Here is a 16,911-nt window from a genome sequence, read left to right as displayed (position 1 = left end):
GATTGACATGAAGCGCCGGGAGGCGGGCGGCTTGGCGGGCGCCGCGGAAGGCCACACAGCCTCGCGGCAGGCCGCGGCGGGTGGGAGGCCGAGGGGAACCGCCCGCGGCCATGAGGCACTGGCCGGCTATCTGTTCATCTCGCCGTGGATCGTGGGGTTCCTGGTCTTCGTCGCGGGCACGATGGTCTACAGCCTGGTCATCTCGTTCAGCCACTACAACCTGGCAACGGGCGACCTGCGCCCCGCCGGCACGGCCAATTACGAGCAGCTGCTTGCCGATCCGCGGGTGGCGACATCGCTGGGCAACACGCTGTTCTACGCCGTGCTGGCCGTTCCGGTGGAAATCTGCTTCGCGCTCATGCTCGCCCTGCTCCTCCATGCCAACCGGCGTGGCACCGGCTTCTTCCGCACGGTCTACTACCTGCCCAGAATGACCCCGCTGGTGGCCACGGCATCGATGTTCCTGTTGCTGCTCAACGGAAACACCGGAGCCATCAACCAGGCCCTGCGGCTGGTCGGGATCGAAGGCCCGCAGTGGTTGGTGGATCCTACGTGGGTCAAACCGTCCATTGTGCTCATGACACTGTGGGCGGTCAGCGGCACGATGGTCATCTTCCTGGCCGCGCTGCAGACCGTGCCGCGCGAGCTTTACGAGGTCGCGGAGCTGGACGGCGCCGGGCCGGTGCGCAAGTTCTTCTCCATCACGCTGCCCATGATTTCCGGCGCGATGTTCTTCAACGTCATCGTGCTGACGATCGCCGCGTTCCAGGTGTTCGACCAGGCATACCTGCTGTTTTGGCGGGACCAGTCCAACACCGCGCCGGAGGCGTCGCTTTTCTACGCGGTCTACCTGTTCCAGCAGGCGTTCCGGCAGTTCGACTTCGGCTTCGCCGCCGCGATGGCCTGGCTGCTGTTCGTCATCCTACTGGTCCTGACCACCATCCAGGCCAAAATCGCCACGCGCCACGTCTACTACGAGGGTGCGCGATGAAGACCAAAATTCTTCTGACCGGCTTCGCCGTCCTTTTCCTGTACCCCCTGGCGTGGCTCATTGCCGCGAGCCTCAAGCCCAGCGGCCAGGTGTTCGACAACGCCCTCATCCCGCGCACCGTCCAGTGGCGCAACTACGTTCAGGTCTGGCAGGAGCTACCGCTGGTCAGCTGGCTGGTCAACAGCGTGGCGATCGCTTTGCTCGCCGCCGCCGCGGTGTCGGTGTCGAGCTCGCTGGTCGCCTTCGGCTTCGCCTACTTCCGGTTCCCCGGCCGGACGTTCCTGTTTGGACTCGTGTTGGCGACGATGATGCTGCCCGCCTCGATCACGATGATTCCCACCTACCTCATCTGGAAGCAGCTCGGTGTGCTCGGCACGTGGGTGCCGCTGTTCGGCGCCAACCTGTTCGGCTCCGCGTTCTACATTTTCCTGCAGCGGCAGTTCTTCCTGGGCCTGCCGCGGGAGCTGTTCGAGGCGGCGCGCATCGACGGCGCGGGCTACTGGAAAATGTTCTGGCGCATCGCGATGCCGCTGTCGATCCCGTCGTTCGTCATCGTGTTCCTGTTCGAGTTCCAGGCGAGCTGGAACAACTTCCAGGGGGCGCTCATCTATCTCAACAGCGAGGGCGTGGAAGACTTCACCGCGCCGCTGGGGATCGCCTACGCCATGACCAAATACAGCCCCACGGCCGGCGGGCAGGGCGACTACCAGTACGTCATGGTCGCATCCTTGCTCGTACCCTGCCCATGCTGGTCCTGTTCAGCTTCGGCCAACGCTATTTCATCAAAGGCGCCACCGCCCAATCCCCCCTCTCCCGCTGATACGATCTCCGCGTCGCCCCTCTTCGCGTTGATCATGAAGTTGGTGTCGTGACACGCCATCGCACATGGACTAAGTTCATGATCGACGCGGAGGGAGAGGTGGGTGGGCTAGGCGGATGATGGCTTCGGCACTGCGGGTGATGTCGGCTTCGGTGGTGGTGGCGTTGGATACTGAGATGCGCATGAGGCGGCGGCCTCGCCATGTGGTCGGGCCCATCCAGCAGGTGCCGTCGTCCTGCACGGCGGCGATGACCCGTTCGGTGCTCGCGTCGTCGCCGAAGCTCACCAGCACCTGGTTGAGCACGACGTCGTTGGCGATTTCGAACCCGGCCGCGCGCAGCTGCTCGGCGAACTGGCGTGCCAGGCGGCAGCAGCGCTCCACCAACTCCGCCACGCCATCGCGGCCCAGTTCGCGCAGCGCGGCCCATACGGCGAAGCCGCGTGCGCGCCGCGACGACTCAAGCGTGAAGTCCGCCGCACGATGCACGACTCCCGACCCGGTCAGATAGGGCGCCACATAGGACACTGCGGAAGCGTGTGTCACCGGATGCGCGCAGAAGGCAAACCCGCTGTCGTAGGGCACATTGAGCCACTTGTGCCCGTCGCACCCCCACGAGTCGGCCAACTCCACGCCGTCGACGAGATGCCGGATCGCCGGGCTCGCGGCCGCCCACAGTCCAAACGCACCGTCCACATGCACCCATCCGCCCCGCGCGTGGACGAGCTCGCACACCGTGCGCATGTCGTCGCACGCGCCGGTGTTGACGTTGCCCGCTTGCAGGCAGACGATCAATGGCCCATCCGTTTCCTCATCCAGTACCCGGCGAAGCTCCGCCACGTCGATGGCCCCATTCGCGTCGGCCCGCACGGCGCGCAGTGACTCGGTACCCAATCCAAGAAGGCGCAAGGACCGGTCGACAGTGGCATGCCGCTCCTCCCCGGCAACCACTTTGATCGGCGGCGCACCGATCAGGCCGCGGGTTTCCACATCCCACCCCGCCGCCGCAAGCACATGATGGCGGCCCGCCGCCAGCCCGACCGTGTTGGCCGCCTGCCCGCCGGTCACGAAGCCGACCGAGGCGGTGCCGGGCAGGCCGAGCAGTTCCTTGAGCCAGCCACCCGCGGCCTCCTCGGCGGCGATCGCGGCGGGAGAGAGCGTGGCGTTGAAGGCGTTCTGATCCCAGGCCGCGGCGAGCATGTCGGCGGCGGTGGCCGAGGGCAGCGATCCGCCAACGACGAAGCCGAAGTACCTCGGTCCGGCCGACGAGACGAGCCCGTGCGCGGCCGCCTCGGCCAGCTCCTCGATCACCCGGGCCGCCGGCGTCCCCTCCCGCCCGAGCTCGACCCCGAACAGTTTGCGCAGCTCCTCCTCGCCGGCCGCGGCCCGCACCGGACGTTCGTTGAGCGACCGGCGATAGGCTGCCCCGAGCTCGGCCGCGCGTAAAAAGAGATCATCCATAACTGGACCATAAGCCTGACTCGAGGCCGATCCGAGTGCCACCCCCGAGATCGTGGCCCTAGCCGGCCTTCCCGAGGACCCGCCCGTGCGGGAACGCGAACCGGCACGGCGCGAGCTCCATCGCGGGCAGCCCAGCGACAGAGCTGGTCGGCCCAGCGCCGGAGCTGGCCGGCCCAGCAGTCCCAGCCAGCGCGGGCAGGCGATCCGACCAGCCCATGATGTCGACCCGAGCCGGGGCAGGCCGCGCCACGCACCGGCCGCGAAGGTATGTGCGCTGGTCGTCGATCTGGCCGAACCCGGCCGCCGGAATCGGCATCGGTGGCAGCCGCCACCGCGCGGGCCGCAGCACGAGCTCCGCGATCAGGTCGTGTCCACTATGGACGGACACGCGATCGTTGTCGTGCCAGTCAAACCGCGCCATGAGTTTGGGGATGCCCCACAGGCGCCGCCCGCCCCACAGCGACGCGGGGTCGTCCACCCAGATGTGCTCGGTGAGCACCCCGACCCGGGCTCCGCGCCGCACCAGCGGGCCCACGGCAAACTCGTCATAGCGCAGCGTCCCAGCCTCGTACCGCACCAAGGCCACAGCGAGACGACGCCGCCCGCCCACGGGCGCGAGATCGGCGGGCACCGCGACGTCGGCGGCCGTGCGCACGAAGGCCATCCACAGCCGCCCGGTCATGCGCCATGGCGGGCTCGGATATGCCACCTCGGGCGGAAGCGCGTCATCGGTCATGCACGTCACACTATCGCAAGCACACATGTCTGCGTTACCTTCGCATCCTATACAATTATGTTCGAGTTAAGGAGCGTGGGTTGAGACGACGCTGGTGGGCACTGGTGCTGCTGTGCCTGGCACAGTTCATGGTGATCCTCGATGCGACGGTGGTAAACGTAGCGCTGCCGGTGATCGGCGAGCAGCTCGCGCTGAGCCGGGCCACCGCTACCTGGGTGGTGGCGGGTTACACGCTGTGCTTCGGCGGCCTGATGCTGCTCGGCGGGCGCCTGGCCGGCGCGCTCGGCCGGCGCCGCACGTTCCTGATTGGACTGTCCGTGTTCACGGCCGCCTCACTGGTCTCCGGGCTTGCCGCGAGCGCTGAGATCTTGATCAGCGAGCGGGCGGCGCAGGGCGCGGCGCTGCTCTCCCCCGCCGCGCTTTCCCTTATCACCACGGCCTTCCATGGCCGCGACCGCCACCGCGCGCTCGGGTCGGCGACGATCACCGCGCTGACCCCCGTCGACCCGCACGACGCCGGCGTGGCGTCGGGAACCATCAACACGAGCCACGAGCTTGGCGCATCCCTAGGTGTGGCAATGGTTTCGACCATCGCGGGCCGCGAACGGTTTCCACAACGCCTTCCTGGCCTTGTCCGTCGCCGCGCTCGCGATAGCCGTGGCGACCGCGATACTGCTGCCACCAGCCCACCACGGCCCCATCATGGCGCACTGATTGGAGCATCAACATGAGTCCCGCACAGCGAACCAAGCGCGCCGACGCCGAGCGCAGCATCGCCGCGATCCTCGACGCCGCGCTCGCCGAGTTCGTCGTCAATCCGGATGTGTCGATGAGCGACATCGCCCGCGCGGCGGGCGTCGGCAGGGTCACGCTCTACGGGCATTTCCCGTCGCGCGAGGCGGTGCTGGAGGCGGTCTTCACCCGCACCATCGAGCAGGCCGAGCAGGCGCTGGCCGAGCTCGACCTCGATTCCCTGCCCGCCGACCGGGCGATGGCGCACCTGATCCGGTCCTCGTGGCGGATCATCGATCAGCACCGGAGGCTGCTGGTCGCGGTCAACCGCCACCTCGGGCCCGAGGTGCTGCGCGCGCACCACGAGGCGCCGATGCGGCGCGTGCACGGCCTGATCGAGCGCGGTCGGGACGAGGGCGTGTTCCGCACCGACCTGCCGGTCGAATGGCTGGTAACGGTGTTCCACAGCTTGGCGCACACAGCCGCGATCGAGGCCGACTCGGGCCGCCTGCACCCCGTGTTCGTGGCCGACTACCTCGAGATCACGCTCGTGGGCCTGTTCAAGAGCCCGCGCGGCTTGTAGACCGACAGGACCACGGTAGTCAGCAACACGAGCAGCCCGCCGACCGAATGCGGCAGTGTGCTGGGCAACGTGCGGGGATCAGGAGTCAAGACCGCCAGGTCGGCCAGATAGGCGACCGTCCGTGCCTCGCTCAGCAACACGAGCGCGGCGATGACCGTGAGCACGAGCTTCGCCACGACCCAGTAGTGCCGCACCAGGCCCCATGTGGTGCCCAGCGCGTTGACGATCCCGATGAGCACGGCGGCCAGAGCGAGCGGCACGATCGCGCCCCGGACGATGACCCCCATGGCGATGTAGGCCCCGCGCACGGCCGTGACGTCATCGCTCGCCACGGTCGTCACATCAAGCGCCAGATAGGCGAGCACCGCACCGAGCCACCCGACAGACGTCGTCACATGCAACGTCAGGATGGCCTTGCGCAGCCTTGGCGGCATGATCATCGGTGCATGCCCGGCCCGTGTTCGACCCCGAAGAACCTGAGCGCCAAGCCGATCGCGATCAGGACACCGAGCACGATCGCCGGCCATTTCACCCACCGGGGCATCTCGTTCATGGGTTCAGTGCACACTACGGCGCGTTAGATGGCGGTTAGGACCGATCCTCACGGCGTTCCAACACCGCGAGCGGACATGATGGGACCGTGCGTGTGCTGGTGGTGGAGGACAAGCGGCTGCTGGCCGACACGATCGCGGGCGGGCTGCGCCGCCGGGCCATGGCCGTGGACGTCGCCTACGATGGGGACGCCGCGCTGCAGCGCCTGTCGGTCAACGACTACGACGTCGTGGTGCTCGACCGCGACCTGCCCGTCGTGCATGGCGACCAGGTCTGCGCGACGCTGGTCGAGTCCGGTTCACCCGCGCGCATCCTGATGCTCACGGCCGCGGCCGCCGTCGCGCAGCGGGTGGCCGGGCTCGGCCTGGGCGCCGACGACTACTTGACCAAACCGTCCGCGTTCGCCGAACTCGTGGCGCGCGTGCAGGCGCTGGGCCGTCGTGCCCGCCCGGCCGCGCCGCCCGTGCTGGAGCGCGCCGGCATCCGGCTCGACCCGACGGCGAGCGCATCAGCGGCCAGGGCGTTGGGCTGGGTCTGTCCATCGTGGCCGCTATCGCCCGCGCGCATGGCGGTGACGTGAAGGCGTGGCCGCGTGAGGGTGGCGGCCTGGTCGTGAAGGTGCGGCTGCCCTCCGCGTAGTTTGCCGGTACCGGGCCCGTACGCGGACTGGCATGGACCCAAGCCCGCAGAAGGTCTCTCACCGGTCGGGGCAATGCCTCAGGTCGGCGTTGCCGGGTGCTTCCATGGCCGTCATCTCGAATTTGCCGGCTGTTCATCGGCGGTCCGTGAGTTTTTGCCCAACTGTGGAACGATGGAAATCCATCGACCCGGAGGCAGTTCGTGACCGACTATACCCCCGCTGAGCAGGGCGAGATCAGGGCCGACATCGAGACGATGTACCGCTCGGGCAGGATCCTGCTGCCTGAGCGCGCCGAGGCCCTCGCCGCCGTCGCCGAACGGATGACCGACGTGATCGGGACCGTGAACTCCCGCTCGGCGCAGATGGGTGACCACCGGGTGCTGATCGACGTGCTGGACATGGCAATCGACTGCCAGGCCGGCGTCGCCCGGTCGGTACTGTCCCTCAACAACCTCGGCGCCGCCGTGGTCGCGATCGCCGACAGCTTCGTCGCCCGCGACGAGTTCGCCGCCAGCGTGTTCAACAGGCTGAGCGATGAGCTCAGGACGGGTGAGCCCCCACAGACACCCGTGCCGGACGCCCCGAACAAGGACAGCGTGCTCAACGAGGGCGACGGCTCCGAATACGAGGAGAACCCCGACGTGCAGCCGCCAGATGAGGAGCGGGAGGACCGCGACCGGGAGCTCGAGGACCGCCAGGACAACGTGCCCCTCCCGGAGGCGTGACCATGGGCGACTTCGACTACGGCGACTTCCTGACGCTCACCGCCGAGATCGAGCGGTACCTCGGCTATCTGAAAGGCAACGAGACCGTCGCCAAATACTTCCAGGACCACACGGCACACGTCGAGACAAACCTGCAATCGTGGGGTATCGATGCGGCGTGGAGCGGGACGATCGACTATCGGACGCCCGCCGCCGACGGCTTGTCCGTGGACTTCAGCATGTGGCACTGGGTGACCTACCCCTACGAGCCGTTCGACGCGCGGCGGTCGGCGTGGGCGGACCAGCTGCGCGCCGGAGCGAGCCAGAGCTGGGAGAACGGGAACGCCTGGGCCAACGATATCGGCGGCTACCTGCGCAACCTGCTGGCCGACATCACCCGTCCCGACGCCGGGTCGCTGCGCGAGTCAATCCAGGAGTTCTCCGAGGCGCGGATCGCGCTCGAGGGCGCCATGCCGGTGGACTGGACCGACCTTGACTTCAACAGCTGGATCGGCCAGTCGAGTGACGAGTGCCAGGATGTGGTCACCGAGCTCCACTCGTTCATCCGCGACCAGTACCTGACCTACTTCGCGCACGCCGAGACCCTCTTCGCCGGTGCCGGTGCGCTCATCGTGCAGACCCAGAACGGCCTCAACCCGATGCTGCGCGAGATCCGTGACGATCTGCGCGCGCAGCTCGAGGAGTGGGCCGCGACCGGCCGCGAGCCGCAGGACTACGCTGGAATGAACCCGTTGGTGCCGGACATCTTCAACATCGGCTCGCAGGTCGTCGACCTGGTCCCGGTCGTCGGCGACATCAAGGGCAAGGTCGAGGACGTCGGCGGCATCGTGCTGGACATCCTGGATCTCTTCGACGCTGCGCCACGGTTCCAGCCGCGGGAGGCGTTCGACGCCAAGAGCGCCGAGCAGATCTACAACGAGCTGACGACGCTGCTCAAGGACGGTTACCTCACGCCGTTCGAGGAAGCGATGCAGCGCCTGCAGAACGAGCGCTCGCGGCCGATACATGCCGCGCAGAACGGGGTCCACCCGTGGTTCCTGCCCACCCTGGACGGCGTCGCGAAGGAACCGTGGCAGCACGAGGCCGAGAGATGACCCCCTGCACCGGACTACCCGGCGGGGTGCAAACCGCGATCACAGGCCCGGCCGTCATCGGCCGGGCCTCGTCGAACACCGGATTGACGGGAACGCCGTCGAAAGCCAAATCGCTTTAGGCTCAGACGAACCGCCAGAGGTGGTCGTTGGTGCCGTTGTCGTCCCAGATGAGCACCTGTGCGCCCTGCGCGGTCGAGGCTCCGCTCACGCCCAGGACCCGGCCACCGTTGGCCGCCTGGATGCGGAAGTAGCCGTCGCGGCCATAGCGCAGACGCCAGCGGCGGTCGTTGGAGCCCGTGTCGGGCAGCTGCACGACCCGCGCACCGTTGGCCGTGCCCGAGTTTTCGACACCGAGCACCTTGCCGCTGTGGGCATTGCGCAACCGCAGATATCCGCCCGAGTCCACGACTGCGGTCCACAGGTGGTCGGCGGTGCCGTTGTCGCCCCACTGCACCACGAGCGCGTTGTCCGCTGTGGACATGTCGGTCACGCCGAGCACGAGTCCACTGTGGAGGCATTGGATCCGCCTGGCCCCGTTGGGGATGAACCGCCACTGGTTGTCGCGCGTGCCGTTGTCGGGGTCCTGCACGGCTCGGGCGCCCTCGGCGGTGGAACCGTTGAGGATGCCCAATAGCTTGCTGCTGTGCGCGTTGCGCAGCTTGTGCGTCCCGTCGCCGGAGTCGACAACGGTCCAGCGGTGATCGGCGGTGCCGTTGTCGGCCCACTGCACGATCTGCGCATTGTCCGCTGTGGACATGTTCGTCACCCCGAGCACCTTGCGGCTGTGGACGTTGCGCAGGCGGATCGACGACCCATCAAGGATTATTTCCCAATCGTGGTCGGCGGTGCCGTTGTCGGTCCATTGTAGAGCGATCCCACCGTCTGCCGTGGACATGTCCTGGATTCCGAGTACCAGTCCGGAAGCCGCGTTTGCCAGGCGGAAGCTCGCGGGGCCGGTGCTGCCGCCGGTCGCCCAGTAGACGGTGTAGTTGTGCCCGTGGGCGTCGTAGAACGGGCCCAGGTTGACGTTGGATCCGTTGGCGATAGCGGTGAACGTGAGCGCCGTGGCGCTGCTGCGGGTGACGGAGGCGGTGTTGAGCGCGGGCAGCGACGAGAGCGCGGTGCTGCCGTAGTTGCCCGACAGCACGACCGGGCCGTACGTGACCGCGGCGACGTTCGCGTTATCGTTGGCGGGCCTGATGTTCACCTGCATCGGCAGGCGCACGGTGATGGTGTCGCCCGATGCCCAGGTGCGGGTGAGCGAGGCGTAGGTGCCCGGCGTCGTCGCGATGTTCTGCGCGGTCCCGTTCACACTGATGGTCGCGCCCGTGGTCCAGGCCGGGATGCGCAGGCGCATGGTCCACGAGCCGGTGGGGTTTCCGGTCACGGTGACAGTGACGGTGTCGCTCGCCGGATAGGAGGTGGTCTGGGTGACGGTGATGCCGCGCTGGGTCCAGTCGAGCACCGACGGCAGGTAGAGGTTCACTGACAGAGTGGTGCCGTTGTAGAAGTAGATGGAGTCCATCAACGCGGTGTTGGACTCGATGGCGGTACCAAGGCAGCACCAGAATGTTGAGTAGTCGTTGCTCCATGTCCCGCCGCCCCAGGCCGGGCCCACGCCACGGCGGCCGCCCGGCCGCAGCGGCGTGAAGTAGGTGATGTGCCCGTGGCCGTCGGCCGGGTTCTGCGCGCCGATGAGATGGTTGAGCAGCGCCTGCTCGTAGAAGTCGAAATAGGCTGCGCGGTTTGGGTCCAGCACCCACAGCTCGCGGGTCAGTCTCAGCATGTTGTAAGTGTTGCAGTGCTCGCAGGTGTCGTTGGTCAGGTGAGCGGCGATCGCGTTCGGGGCGCGGAAATGCTCGGCCTGGCTGTTGCCGCCGATGGCGTAGGTGTGCGCGTTGACGGTGAAGTTCCAGGCGTTGGCGCCGATGTCGCGGTAGCGGGTCGTGCCGGTCGCCTTGTATTCGCGGATAGCTCCGATCCACTTGGGCACCTGGGTGTTGGCATGCAGCCCGTTGAGCTGGTCTTGATTGGCTGCGAGCGGGTCGAACACGGCGGCGTGGTCGAAGCGCCGGGCCGCGGTCAGCCAGCGCGAGTCTCCGGTGTATTGGTAGAGGTCGGTCAGCACGGCGTTCATCCCGCCGAACTCCACGCGCAGCACGGTCTGCATCTGGCTGTAGCTCAAGCGGGCCGTGCGCCAGTCGACCCATCCGGCGAAGCGCAACAGCACATCACGGGCTTGCGTGTTGCCGATGTAACGCCACACGTCAAGCAATCCGGCGAGTGTCTTGTGCAGGGCGTAGTAGGGCACGTTGCCGTTGGAAAGCGAGCCGGACTCCAGTGCGCTGAATTCGGATTCCGGAAAGCCGGAGAGGTACCCCGTATTGAATCCGGCCGCGGAGTTGTTCGCTTGGCACTTGGCCAATTCCGCCACCATGTAGTTGGCCTTGTCGCGGCATGTCGTGTCGCCGAGCACGGCGAAGGCTTGCGCCCAGGCCGTGAGGAAGTGCCCCTGCACGTGCGTGCGGAACGGGAACGTCGGGGCGTCCCAGCCTCCGCCGGCCGCAGCGCCCTGCGTGGACAGGCGGTGGTTGGCGCGGAAGTTGTACAGCAGCCGGTCCACGTTGATGAAGCGAAGGTACGACAGCGTGCGGTTTTGGTTGTCCATCCAGCGGCTCGCGGTCAGCCGCACCTGGCCCGGGTCGAACGCGTATGCCGACACGCCGATGTCGGCGCGCACCGGCGGCACAATCGCCGCGGCGGCCGGGCCACCGATCGCGGCACCGACCGTGGAGGCCACGGCGGCGGCACCACCGGCCTGCAGCAAATGGCGACGGCTCATGGATGAGGACGACATCAGGACCTCCTGGCAAGTCTCCGGGCAGCGTCTATCGGGTTTGGACGCGCGTCGCCGGCGACGCAAGACACTCACAGCCATCACTGTGAGCGCTAACATCGATCTTCGCGATCCATCCTTGGGACGAAAGGGGTCGGATTTTCGCGAACACGCGACGGCGCGCGGTTTGTGCGGTGGATAAACAAACTAATCGACGATCGAGGGTCGCCACAAGGGGACGACCCAAACCTTGGCCAATCCGGGTGGACGTTAGTTCAGCGTTCGCTGTATTGTTTTGGCGTGGTGACGTTGGCTCCCGCGCGGCGGGCGTTGTTGAATCGGCGCAGTCTGCTGCTTGCCTATGCGACTGCGGGCTACAACCTGCTGGAAGGCGTCGTGGCGGTGGCTGCGGGCGCGGTGGCGTCGTCGGCCGCGCTGATCGGGTTTGGACTCGACTCGTTCATCGAGGTCTCGTCGGCGCTCGTGGTGATCTGGCAGTTCCGCTCGCGCCTGCCCGAAACGCGGGAACGCTTGGCGCTCAAGCTTATCGCGCTCTCCTTCTTCGCCCTCGCCGCCTGGGTCACCGTCGACTCGGTGCGGCATCTGCTCGGCTCGCAGCAGGCGGAGCCGTCGCCCGTGGGCATCGGCCTGGCCGCCGTGTCCGTGGTGGTCATGCCGCTGCTGGTGTGGGCCAAGCGGCGCACCGGGCGGGAGCTCGGGTCGGCCACCGTGGTCGCCGACAGCATGCAAACCATGCTCTGCACCTACCTTTCTGCGGTGTTGCTGGTTGGCCTGCTGCTGAACTGGGCGTTCGGCTGGAGCTGGGCCGACCCGATCGCCGCGCTGGCGATTGCCGGTGTGGCGGTCAAGGAGGGCGTGCAAGCCTGGCGCGGCGACCATTGCGACGATTGCGGTCCGGCGGCCTTGGGCTCCGCCGGCCAAGACGACGACGATTGCGCGGACGGCTGCTGTGCCGGCTGACCCGAGTCAGGTGTTCAGCGGCATGACGCGGGCGATCCGGATCGAGGTGTTGGTGCTGCCTGCCGCCGGGTACGCGACACTGCCATCCGGGTATGCCTTGAACGCCAGATAGTTGTGGTCCCGCACGCCAACGGTGAACTGGCTGCCGACGGTGTCGCCGCTGCCCGCGTCGTATGCCTGCGCGGCCATCGACGAGCCGGACTCCCACGCCAGCAGCATGAGCCCGGAGCTGTAGCTCACCAGGTGCGGATGGCTCGACCGGGCCCCGGTCCGGATGGTGCCGTCCGACGCGCCGGTGGTGAAGTGTTCGAGGCGCACCTGTCCGCCCTGGCTCCACGCGGTCCAGTATCCGGAAGACTTGGCCAGCACGAGGTCGCCACCGAACAGTGTGCCGTCACAGGTACCGGAAGCAACTGTCCTATATGGACGAGGCTGCGCGATGCGGCAGTTGTTGTCCGTGGCGCAGACCATCGCGAACCGGCTGGTGCGCGGATCCCACACGATGCGCGTGGTCCAGCTGTGACTGCAGCCCACGTCGAAGCTGTCGCGAAGCCCGGAGACCAGCGATCCATTCGCGCTCACCACCTGCATCCTGTCGCCTTGGTGAATGTCGACGCAGCTTCCATTTTGGACGGTGATAGCGACACCGAAGTATGCCGCGTAGTTGCTGCCGTCGGAGGCGAGCCGGCCGTGGTGCTGGTACCACCAGATGAACCGCGCGCCATTGTCGTACCCCGCCCGGCTGCCGCTCAGATTGGTGACCTGCCGTTCCCACACCTGCTGACCGGAGTCGTCGAACCGGATCATGTGCATGGTGTTACATGGGCTGGACGAGCCGCCGCACAACTGGCCGTTGCCGCAATTGCCCCGGCGCGTGAGCAGCACGACGCCACCGGTGTCGTCGGCCTGGACGTCTTGCAGGTCGATGCCGTCGAAGCTGGTGGGCGTGCCGACCAGCTGGTCGTTGCAGTCCAGCCTGCCCAGGTAGACCCGGTTGTTGGTGCCCAGCCACGCCAGCCACGAGCCGCCGTCGGGCCTTGATGCGATCGCCATGGGCAGCGGCTCGGTGTCCGACTCCCGCCCGTACCCGGTCACGCGCACGCCGACGTTGACATCGGTGACCCGGACCTCGGGCGAAGCACTGCCGGGCCGGGAGCACTTGCCGTCCGGGGGCGACGATGTCGCGGGTGAAGCGCTGGGCGTGGCTTCCGTGCTCGGCGTGGCTTCCGGGGCGGTGCTGCTGGAACTGGACAGGCTGCCCGCTTGCACGCCCGACCGTGGGCTCAGGACATCGGTCGTGAACGCGGCAGCCGTGAGCGCCGCGACAGCGACGGTGCCCACGATGACCGCGATGGCGATGCGCCGCCGGGCCGGCGAGCTCTGTGCGCGGTGACTGATAGGAGTTGGCGGACCCTCACTCATTGCCTCATGCCTCACATGTCGTTCATATGGATCCATATGTCGTCATGGATGCGGTGCCCGGTTCCGCGTCCGACCGACTCTACCGAAGCGAGAGCTTGCGCGGCGGATGCGGTACCGGCGCCAAGGCAGGAACGACGGAATTGCGGGACTCAATCTCCTTGGTAGCGCGCCGAATAGCAGACCCGGGCGGGATCGCAGCCGCCACCACGATGAGTCCAATTCGGACGGCAGCACCGCGGTGGTCGTGCTGCTAAAACATTTGGTACCGGGCACAGCCCGCACGCACCGGGCCCCGGCAAGCGAGCACGGCGTTTGGATTACCCGCCACGCCTCAACAGCGTCAGGGCGCGGCCTCGTGACTCGGCCGCCCGCTCTGCCGCGACCAGAATGGCATCGATTTTTTGCGCTCGCGGGGCTCGGCCGTCAAGGCCCCACCGGGTGAGGAAAAACGCAGCGCGGGACCGGCTTAGGACACGCGGCAGGCAGGCTGGATTAACGGTCAGCCAGGGCCCGATGGCGGGACGCGGTGAGCGCGAGCTCGATCCGCGACCCTACTTCAAGCTTGCTCAAAATGTTGGACACGTGCGTCTGGACGGTACGCCGCGAGAGGAACAGCCGGTGGGCGATCTCCAGATTGGACCGGCCCTCCGCGACCAAGCCTGCGACCCGGTGCTCGGTCTCGGTGAGCGCCTCCCACCCCCGCTTGGGCCGGCTGCGCGGGCCGCGCACGCCAAGCCGGACTCCGGCCTGCCGCAGCCTTGCCGTGCCACGCACGATGTCCCATGCCGCATCGAGCCCGCCGTACAGCACCACCGCCTTGCCCAGCGCCACACGCGCCTCACCGCTGTGACCGACCCGGGCAAGCGCCTCGGCCGCGTCCTCGTAGGCCTGCCCCTCGTACAGCGGCCAACCCACCTCATGGAACGCCTCGGCCGCCGCGAGCAGGAGGTCCGGCTCCGACCGCGCCAACCCTCGGCACAGCTGCGCGACAGCGGCGAGGCTTGGCGTCGGCTGGGCCAGGACGAGCTCCTCGGTCGTGTCGACCAGCTCCTCGCTGCGATTCGTGTCGCCGACGGCCGCGGCCAGCCGCGCCAGGTCGGGGCAGATGCGGTAGATGATGCGGCGATTGTCCAATCCCCACGCCTGCAACCAAGCCGGGTACAGCAACTCCAGCGCCCGCCGCTGGTCGCCCTGGCTGACCAATAGCAGAGCCTGCGCCCACCGCATCAAATAGCCGTACTTGCGCCCGCCCAAGCTGGTGTCCGGTTCCGGAATCCGTTGCGCCCCATCGCCTTGCGCATATGTCCCACGATGGATCGCGATCAGCGCCGCCAGCGCCTGCAAACCGGGCGCCTGCATCAGCGCGTCCGGGCTGTCCAGTCCGGTGTTGATTTCTGCCAGCGCGTCGTCCCAGCGCCCGTCCAAAAAGCGCAACCGGGCCCGCAGCGCGTAGCACAGCGTCAGGTAGACCCCACCCGTGTCCTGATTGTGCTTGACCGCCATGGCGAGCGTCTCGTCCGCTTCGCTCAAGCGATCCAATTCCAGCATGCAATACCCGCGCATCGCATATGGATCCGCTTGCACATCCGGCTGGATTCCGTGCTCGAACGCCGGTACCGCCAAATCAGAAAATCGTAATGCCTCGACCACGTCGCCGTGCGCGAACCGGGCCGCAGCAAGGGCCAGATGCCCGAGCGCGCTCGCCTGCGGCTCCCCGTGTTCCTGCCCGATCGCGATGGCCTCTCGCGCCCACCGTTCACCCTTTTCGAGCCGCTCCAAATAGAACAGACACGTAGCCCCGAACCCGTGCAACCGGCCCGCATCAACGGGGCTCAGGTCCGGCGAGGCCAGCGCCTCGTCGATCGCCTCGACGGTGTCGGCGAGCCGGCCCTGCCGGTAGAGCGCCTGCACCAACAGCCACCGCAGCCCGCCCGCCCATGCGGGATCACGCAATGCCGCCAACGCATTGCGCGCCTCCTGCTCCGCCTCGGTCAGTTTGCTCAACCACAGCAACGCCCGCACGAGGTGGTACCGCAACGCATCGCGCGCCGTTTCGCCGGCGAGCGCGAGCACCCGCTCCAGCATGCTCACCGCGATCTCCGGCGCCCGCACGATCAGGTCATCGGCGTTGTCGAGCACCCACTGCACGCACCCCGGGTCGAGCTCGGCCCCGGCGAGCAGATGCTCGGCCGTCCGCTCGACCGGCGCCCCGGTCGTGCCGGCGAGCATCTGGCCCGCCCGCAGGTGCAGCGCAGCTCGTACCGAATAGGGAACCTGGTCGGCAAGCACCTCGCGGATGAGATCGTGCCGGAAAAGCAGCCGCTGTCCGGTATCGGCCAGCAGGTCCGCCTCGATGGCCCGGGACAGGATGCCGGTCAGCTCGAACATCGGCAGGTCGAGGACCCGGTGTAGCTCGGTGACGTCGATTTCGGGCCCCAGCACCGCCGCCATCTGCAGCACGTCCCGGGCCTCGCGCGGCAGGCCGTGCAGCCGCTGCTGGATCACATCCACGAGCGAGCGCGGCACCTCGACCGAAGACTGGTGCACCTCGGCCCGCCCACCGGCCGTGTGGATGGCGCCTTCCCGCGACAGCACCGTCACGAGTTCGTTGATGTAGAACGGATTGCCGCCCGCCCGCGAAACCAACCCCAGCAGGTCTTCGTCGACCGACGCCGCGAGCAGCCGCTCGACCAGTCCGGCCACCGCCGGATCGGGGAGCGGTTCGAGCCTGAGCAGTTCCGCGCCTCGCGCGAGCAGGGTGTTGGCGAGCCCCGCGGTCGCCTCCTCGTGGGTCAGCGAGGGGGCCGCGATGACGAGCACGAGCGGCTGCTGCACGGTCTCACGGGCCAGCCGGTGCAGGGCCAGCAGGCTGGACGGGTCGGCCCACTGGGCGTCGTCGAGCAGAAGCGCCACCGGGCCCGCCGCGCACCAGCTGTCGATGAGGTCGCCGATGGCCTCGATGACGGCGAATTCGTGGTTGGCGGCGGCGATGCTCTGCCCGAGCACGCTTGCGCCGCCGAGCAGTCCGGCCAGCCGGGCCAGTTGCGGGTCACCGGAGCCCGCGTCCGGGCCCAGGCAGTTGGCGATCGCCGTGAACGGCAGGCGCCGCTCGAAGTCTTGTGCGCTGCCGAGCCGGGTCTTGATCCCGAGCCGCTCGCATTCGGCGGCCATCGCGCGCAGCAGTGTGGTTTTGCCGATTCCCGGTTCGCCGTCGACGAGCACGGTCGCGCCGCGGCCGCCGACCGCCTCGCGGGCGATGCTCTGGAGTCGCTGGACTTCGGCTTCGCGTCCCACTGGCGACGCGTCGGCCGCCCTCATGGGTTTCAGCCTACTGCCCGGG

At 67.9% G+C, this 16,911-nt stretch carries 14 protein-coding genes and 1 pseudogene; 9 read left to right on the top strand and 6 right to left on the bottom strand.

Features of this window, described 5'->3' with window-relative positions; translation table 11 throughout:
• The first annotated feature begins 7 nt into the window (after positions 1-7).
• Entirely contained in the window at positions 8-991 is a 984-nt protein-coding gene (locus DM816_RS14665) for a carbohydrate ABC transporter permease (protein WP_117210787.1), read from the top strand.
• Complete coding sequence (locus tag DM816_RS14660) at positions 988-1,863, top strand: carbohydrate ABC transporter permease (protein WP_211588696.1); 876 nt, start codon at positions 988-990, stop codon at positions 1,861-1,863. Before DM816_RS14665 ends, DM816_RS14660 begins: the two co-directional genes overlap by 4 nt.
• Positions 1,864-1,887: 24 nt before the next feature.
• Here DM816_RS14660 and DM816_RS14655 read toward each other — a convergent pair whose 3' ends face one another.
• Positions 1,888-3,270 carry a pyridoxal phosphate-dependent decarboxylase family protein gene (locus tag DM816_RS14655; RefSeq protein ID WP_117210786.1) on the bottom strand — a complete coding sequence of 461 codons (1,383 nt, stop codon included), beginning with the start codon at positions 3,268-3,270 and terminating at the stop codon, positions 1,888-1,890.
• A 58-nt stretch (positions 3,271-3,328) separates the two neighbouring features.
• On the bottom strand, positions 3,329-4,006 hold the full coding sequence (locus DM816_RS14650) for an acetoacetate decarboxylase family protein (protein ID WP_211588695.1): 678 nt from the start codon (positions 4,004-4,006) through the stop codon (positions 3,329-3,331).
• An 80-nt stretch (positions 4,007-4,086) separates the two neighbouring features.
• Between DM816_RS14650 and DM816_RS14645 the strand changes: the two genes are divergently transcribed.
• Together DM816_RS14645 and DM816_RS14640 are read left to right on the top strand one after the other, a co-directional pair.
• Entirely contained in the window at positions 4,087-4,737 is a 651-nt protein-coding gene (locus DM816_RS14645) for an MFS transporter (protein WP_246001941.1), read from the top strand.
• Positions 4,734-5,321, top strand: a complete 588-nt coding sequence (locus DM816_RS14640) for a TetR/AcrR family transcriptional regulator (protein WP_117210783.1) — start codon at positions 4,734-4,736, stop codon at positions 5,319-5,321. Before DM816_RS14645 ends, DM816_RS14640 begins: the two co-directional genes overlap by 4 nt.
• Here the strand turns inward: DM816_RS14640 and DM816_RS14635 are convergent.
• Positions 5,270-5,761: a DUF2269 domain-containing protein gene (locus DM816_RS14635; protein WP_117210782.1), complete on the bottom strand. Its 492-nt coding sequence runs from the start codon at positions 5,759-5,761 to the stop codon at positions 5,270-5,272. The genes DM816_RS14640 and DM816_RS14635 overlap by 52 nt on opposite strands.
• Before the next feature lie 200 nt (positions 5,762-5,961).
• Here DM816_RS14635 and DM816_RS14630 point away from each other — a divergent pair.
• From DM816_RS14630 to DM816_RS14615, 4 genes and pseudogenes are all read left to right on the top strand, one after another.
• A pseudogene (locus DM816_RS14630) lies at positions 5,962-6,369 on the top strand (response regulator transcription factor); the annotation flags it as partial.
• Positions 6,370-6,380: 11 nt separating this feature from the next.
• Positions 6,381-6,512, top strand: coding sequence for an ATP-binding protein (locus DM816_RS44435; RefSeq protein WP_117210780.1), 132 nt, complete (start codon positions 6,381-6,383; stop codon positions 6,510-6,512).
• 201 nt (positions 6,513-6,713) lie between these two features.
• A complete protein-coding gene (locus DM816_RS14620) occupies positions 6,714-7,238 on the top strand; it encodes a hypothetical protein (protein ID WP_117210779.1) in 525 nt (174 codons plus the stop codon).
• Positions 7,239-7,240: 2 nt separating this feature from the next.
• Positions 7,241-8,332 (top strand): hypothetical protein, encoded by a 1,092-nt coding sequence (locus DM816_RS14615; RefSeq protein ID WP_117210778.1) that lies wholly within the window; start codon positions 7,241-7,243, stop codon positions 8,330-8,332.
• A 121-nt stretch (positions 8,333-8,453) separates the two neighbouring features.
• Here DM816_RS14615 and DM816_RS14610 read toward each other — a convergent pair whose 3' ends face one another.
• The gene (locus tag DM816_RS14610; protein ID WP_117210777.1) at positions 8,454-11,189 is read right to left on the bottom strand and encodes a beta-L-arabinofuranosidase domain-containing protein; all 2,736 of its coding nucleotides are present in this window, start codon (positions 11,187-11,189) and stop codon (positions 8,454-8,456) included.
• Between the two features lie 279 nt (positions 11,190-11,468).
• Here DM816_RS14610 and DM816_RS14605 point away from each other — a divergent pair, with 279 nt between their 5' ends.
• Positions 11,469-12,149, top strand: a complete 681-nt coding sequence (locus tag DM816_RS14605; RefSeq protein ID WP_117210776.1) for a cation diffusion facilitator family transporter — start codon at positions 11,469-11,471, stop codon at positions 12,147-12,149.
• 6 nt (positions 12,150-12,155) lie between these two features.
• On the opposite strand, the gene DM816_RS14600 is transcribed toward DM816_RS14605, so the two are convergent.
• The gene (locus tag DM816_RS14600; RefSeq protein ID WP_211588694.1) at positions 12,156-13,571 is read right to left on the bottom strand and encodes a hypothetical protein; all 1,416 of its coding nucleotides are present in this window, start codon (positions 13,569-13,571) and stop codon (positions 12,156-12,158) included.
• Positions 13,572-14,063: 492 nt separating this feature from the next.
• A complete protein-coding gene (locus DM816_RS14595) occupies positions 14,064-16,889 on the bottom strand; it encodes an AAA family ATPase (RefSeq protein ID WP_117210775.1) in 2,826 nt (941 codons plus the stop codon).
• Between the last annotated feature and the right edge of the window lie 22 nt (positions 16,890-16,911).

This window comes from Allorhizocola rhizosphaerae (assembly GCF_003426775.1).
In the GTDB taxonomy this organism is placed as follows: Bacteria; Actinomycetota; Actinomycetes; order Mycobacteriales; family Micromonosporaceae; genus Allorhizocola; species Allorhizocola rhizosphaerae.
The sequence above is the reverse complement of the archived record's forward strand: the minus strand, read 5'-3'. Positions and strand labels throughout refer to the sequence as shown.

What these genes read in the sequence shown, in the direction of transcription:
- DM816_RS14665 (WP_117210787.1), top strand. Translation starts at nt 8, where the DNA reads ATGAAGCGCCGGGAGGCGGGCGGCTTGGCGGGCGCCGCGGAAGGCCAC.
- DM816_RS14660 (WP_211588696.1), top strand. Translation starts at nt 988, where the DNA reads ATGAAGACCAAAATTCTTCTGACCGGCTTCGCCGTCCTTTTCCTGTAC.
- DM816_RS14655 (WP_117210786.1), bottom strand. Translation starts at nt 3,270, where the DNA reads ATGGATGATCTCTTTTTACGCGCGGCCGAGCTCGGGGCAGCCTATCGC.
- DM816_RS14650 (WP_211588695.1), bottom strand. Translation starts at nt 4,006, where the DNA reads ATGACCGATGACGCGCTTCCGCCCGAGGTGGCATATCCGAGCCCGCCA.
- DM816_RS14640 (WP_117210783.1), top strand. Translation starts at nt 4,734, where the DNA reads ATGAGTCCCGCACAGCGAACCAAGCGCGCCGACGCCGAGCGCAGCATC.
- DM816_RS14635 (WP_117210782.1), bottom strand. Translation starts at nt 5,761, where the DNA reads ATGATCATGCCGCCAAGGCTGCGCAAGGCCATCCTGACGTTGCATGTG.
- DM816_RS14615 (WP_117210778.1), top strand. Translation starts at nt 7,241, where the DNA reads ATGGGCGACTTCGACTACGGCGACTTCCTGACGCTCACCGCCGAGATC.
- DM816_RS14610 (WP_117210777.1), bottom strand. Translation starts at nt 11,189, where the DNA reads ATGTCGTCCTCATCCATGAGCCGTCGCCATTTGCTGCAGGCCGGTGGT.
- DM816_RS14600 (WP_211588694.1), bottom strand. Translation starts at nt 13,571, where the DNA reads ATGAGTGAGGGTCCGCCAACTCCTATCAGTCACCGCGCACAGAGCTCG.
- DM816_RS14595 (WP_117210775.1), bottom strand. Translation starts at nt 16,889, where the DNA reads ATGAGGGCGGCCGACGCGTCGCCAGTGGGACGCGAAGCCGAAGTCCAG.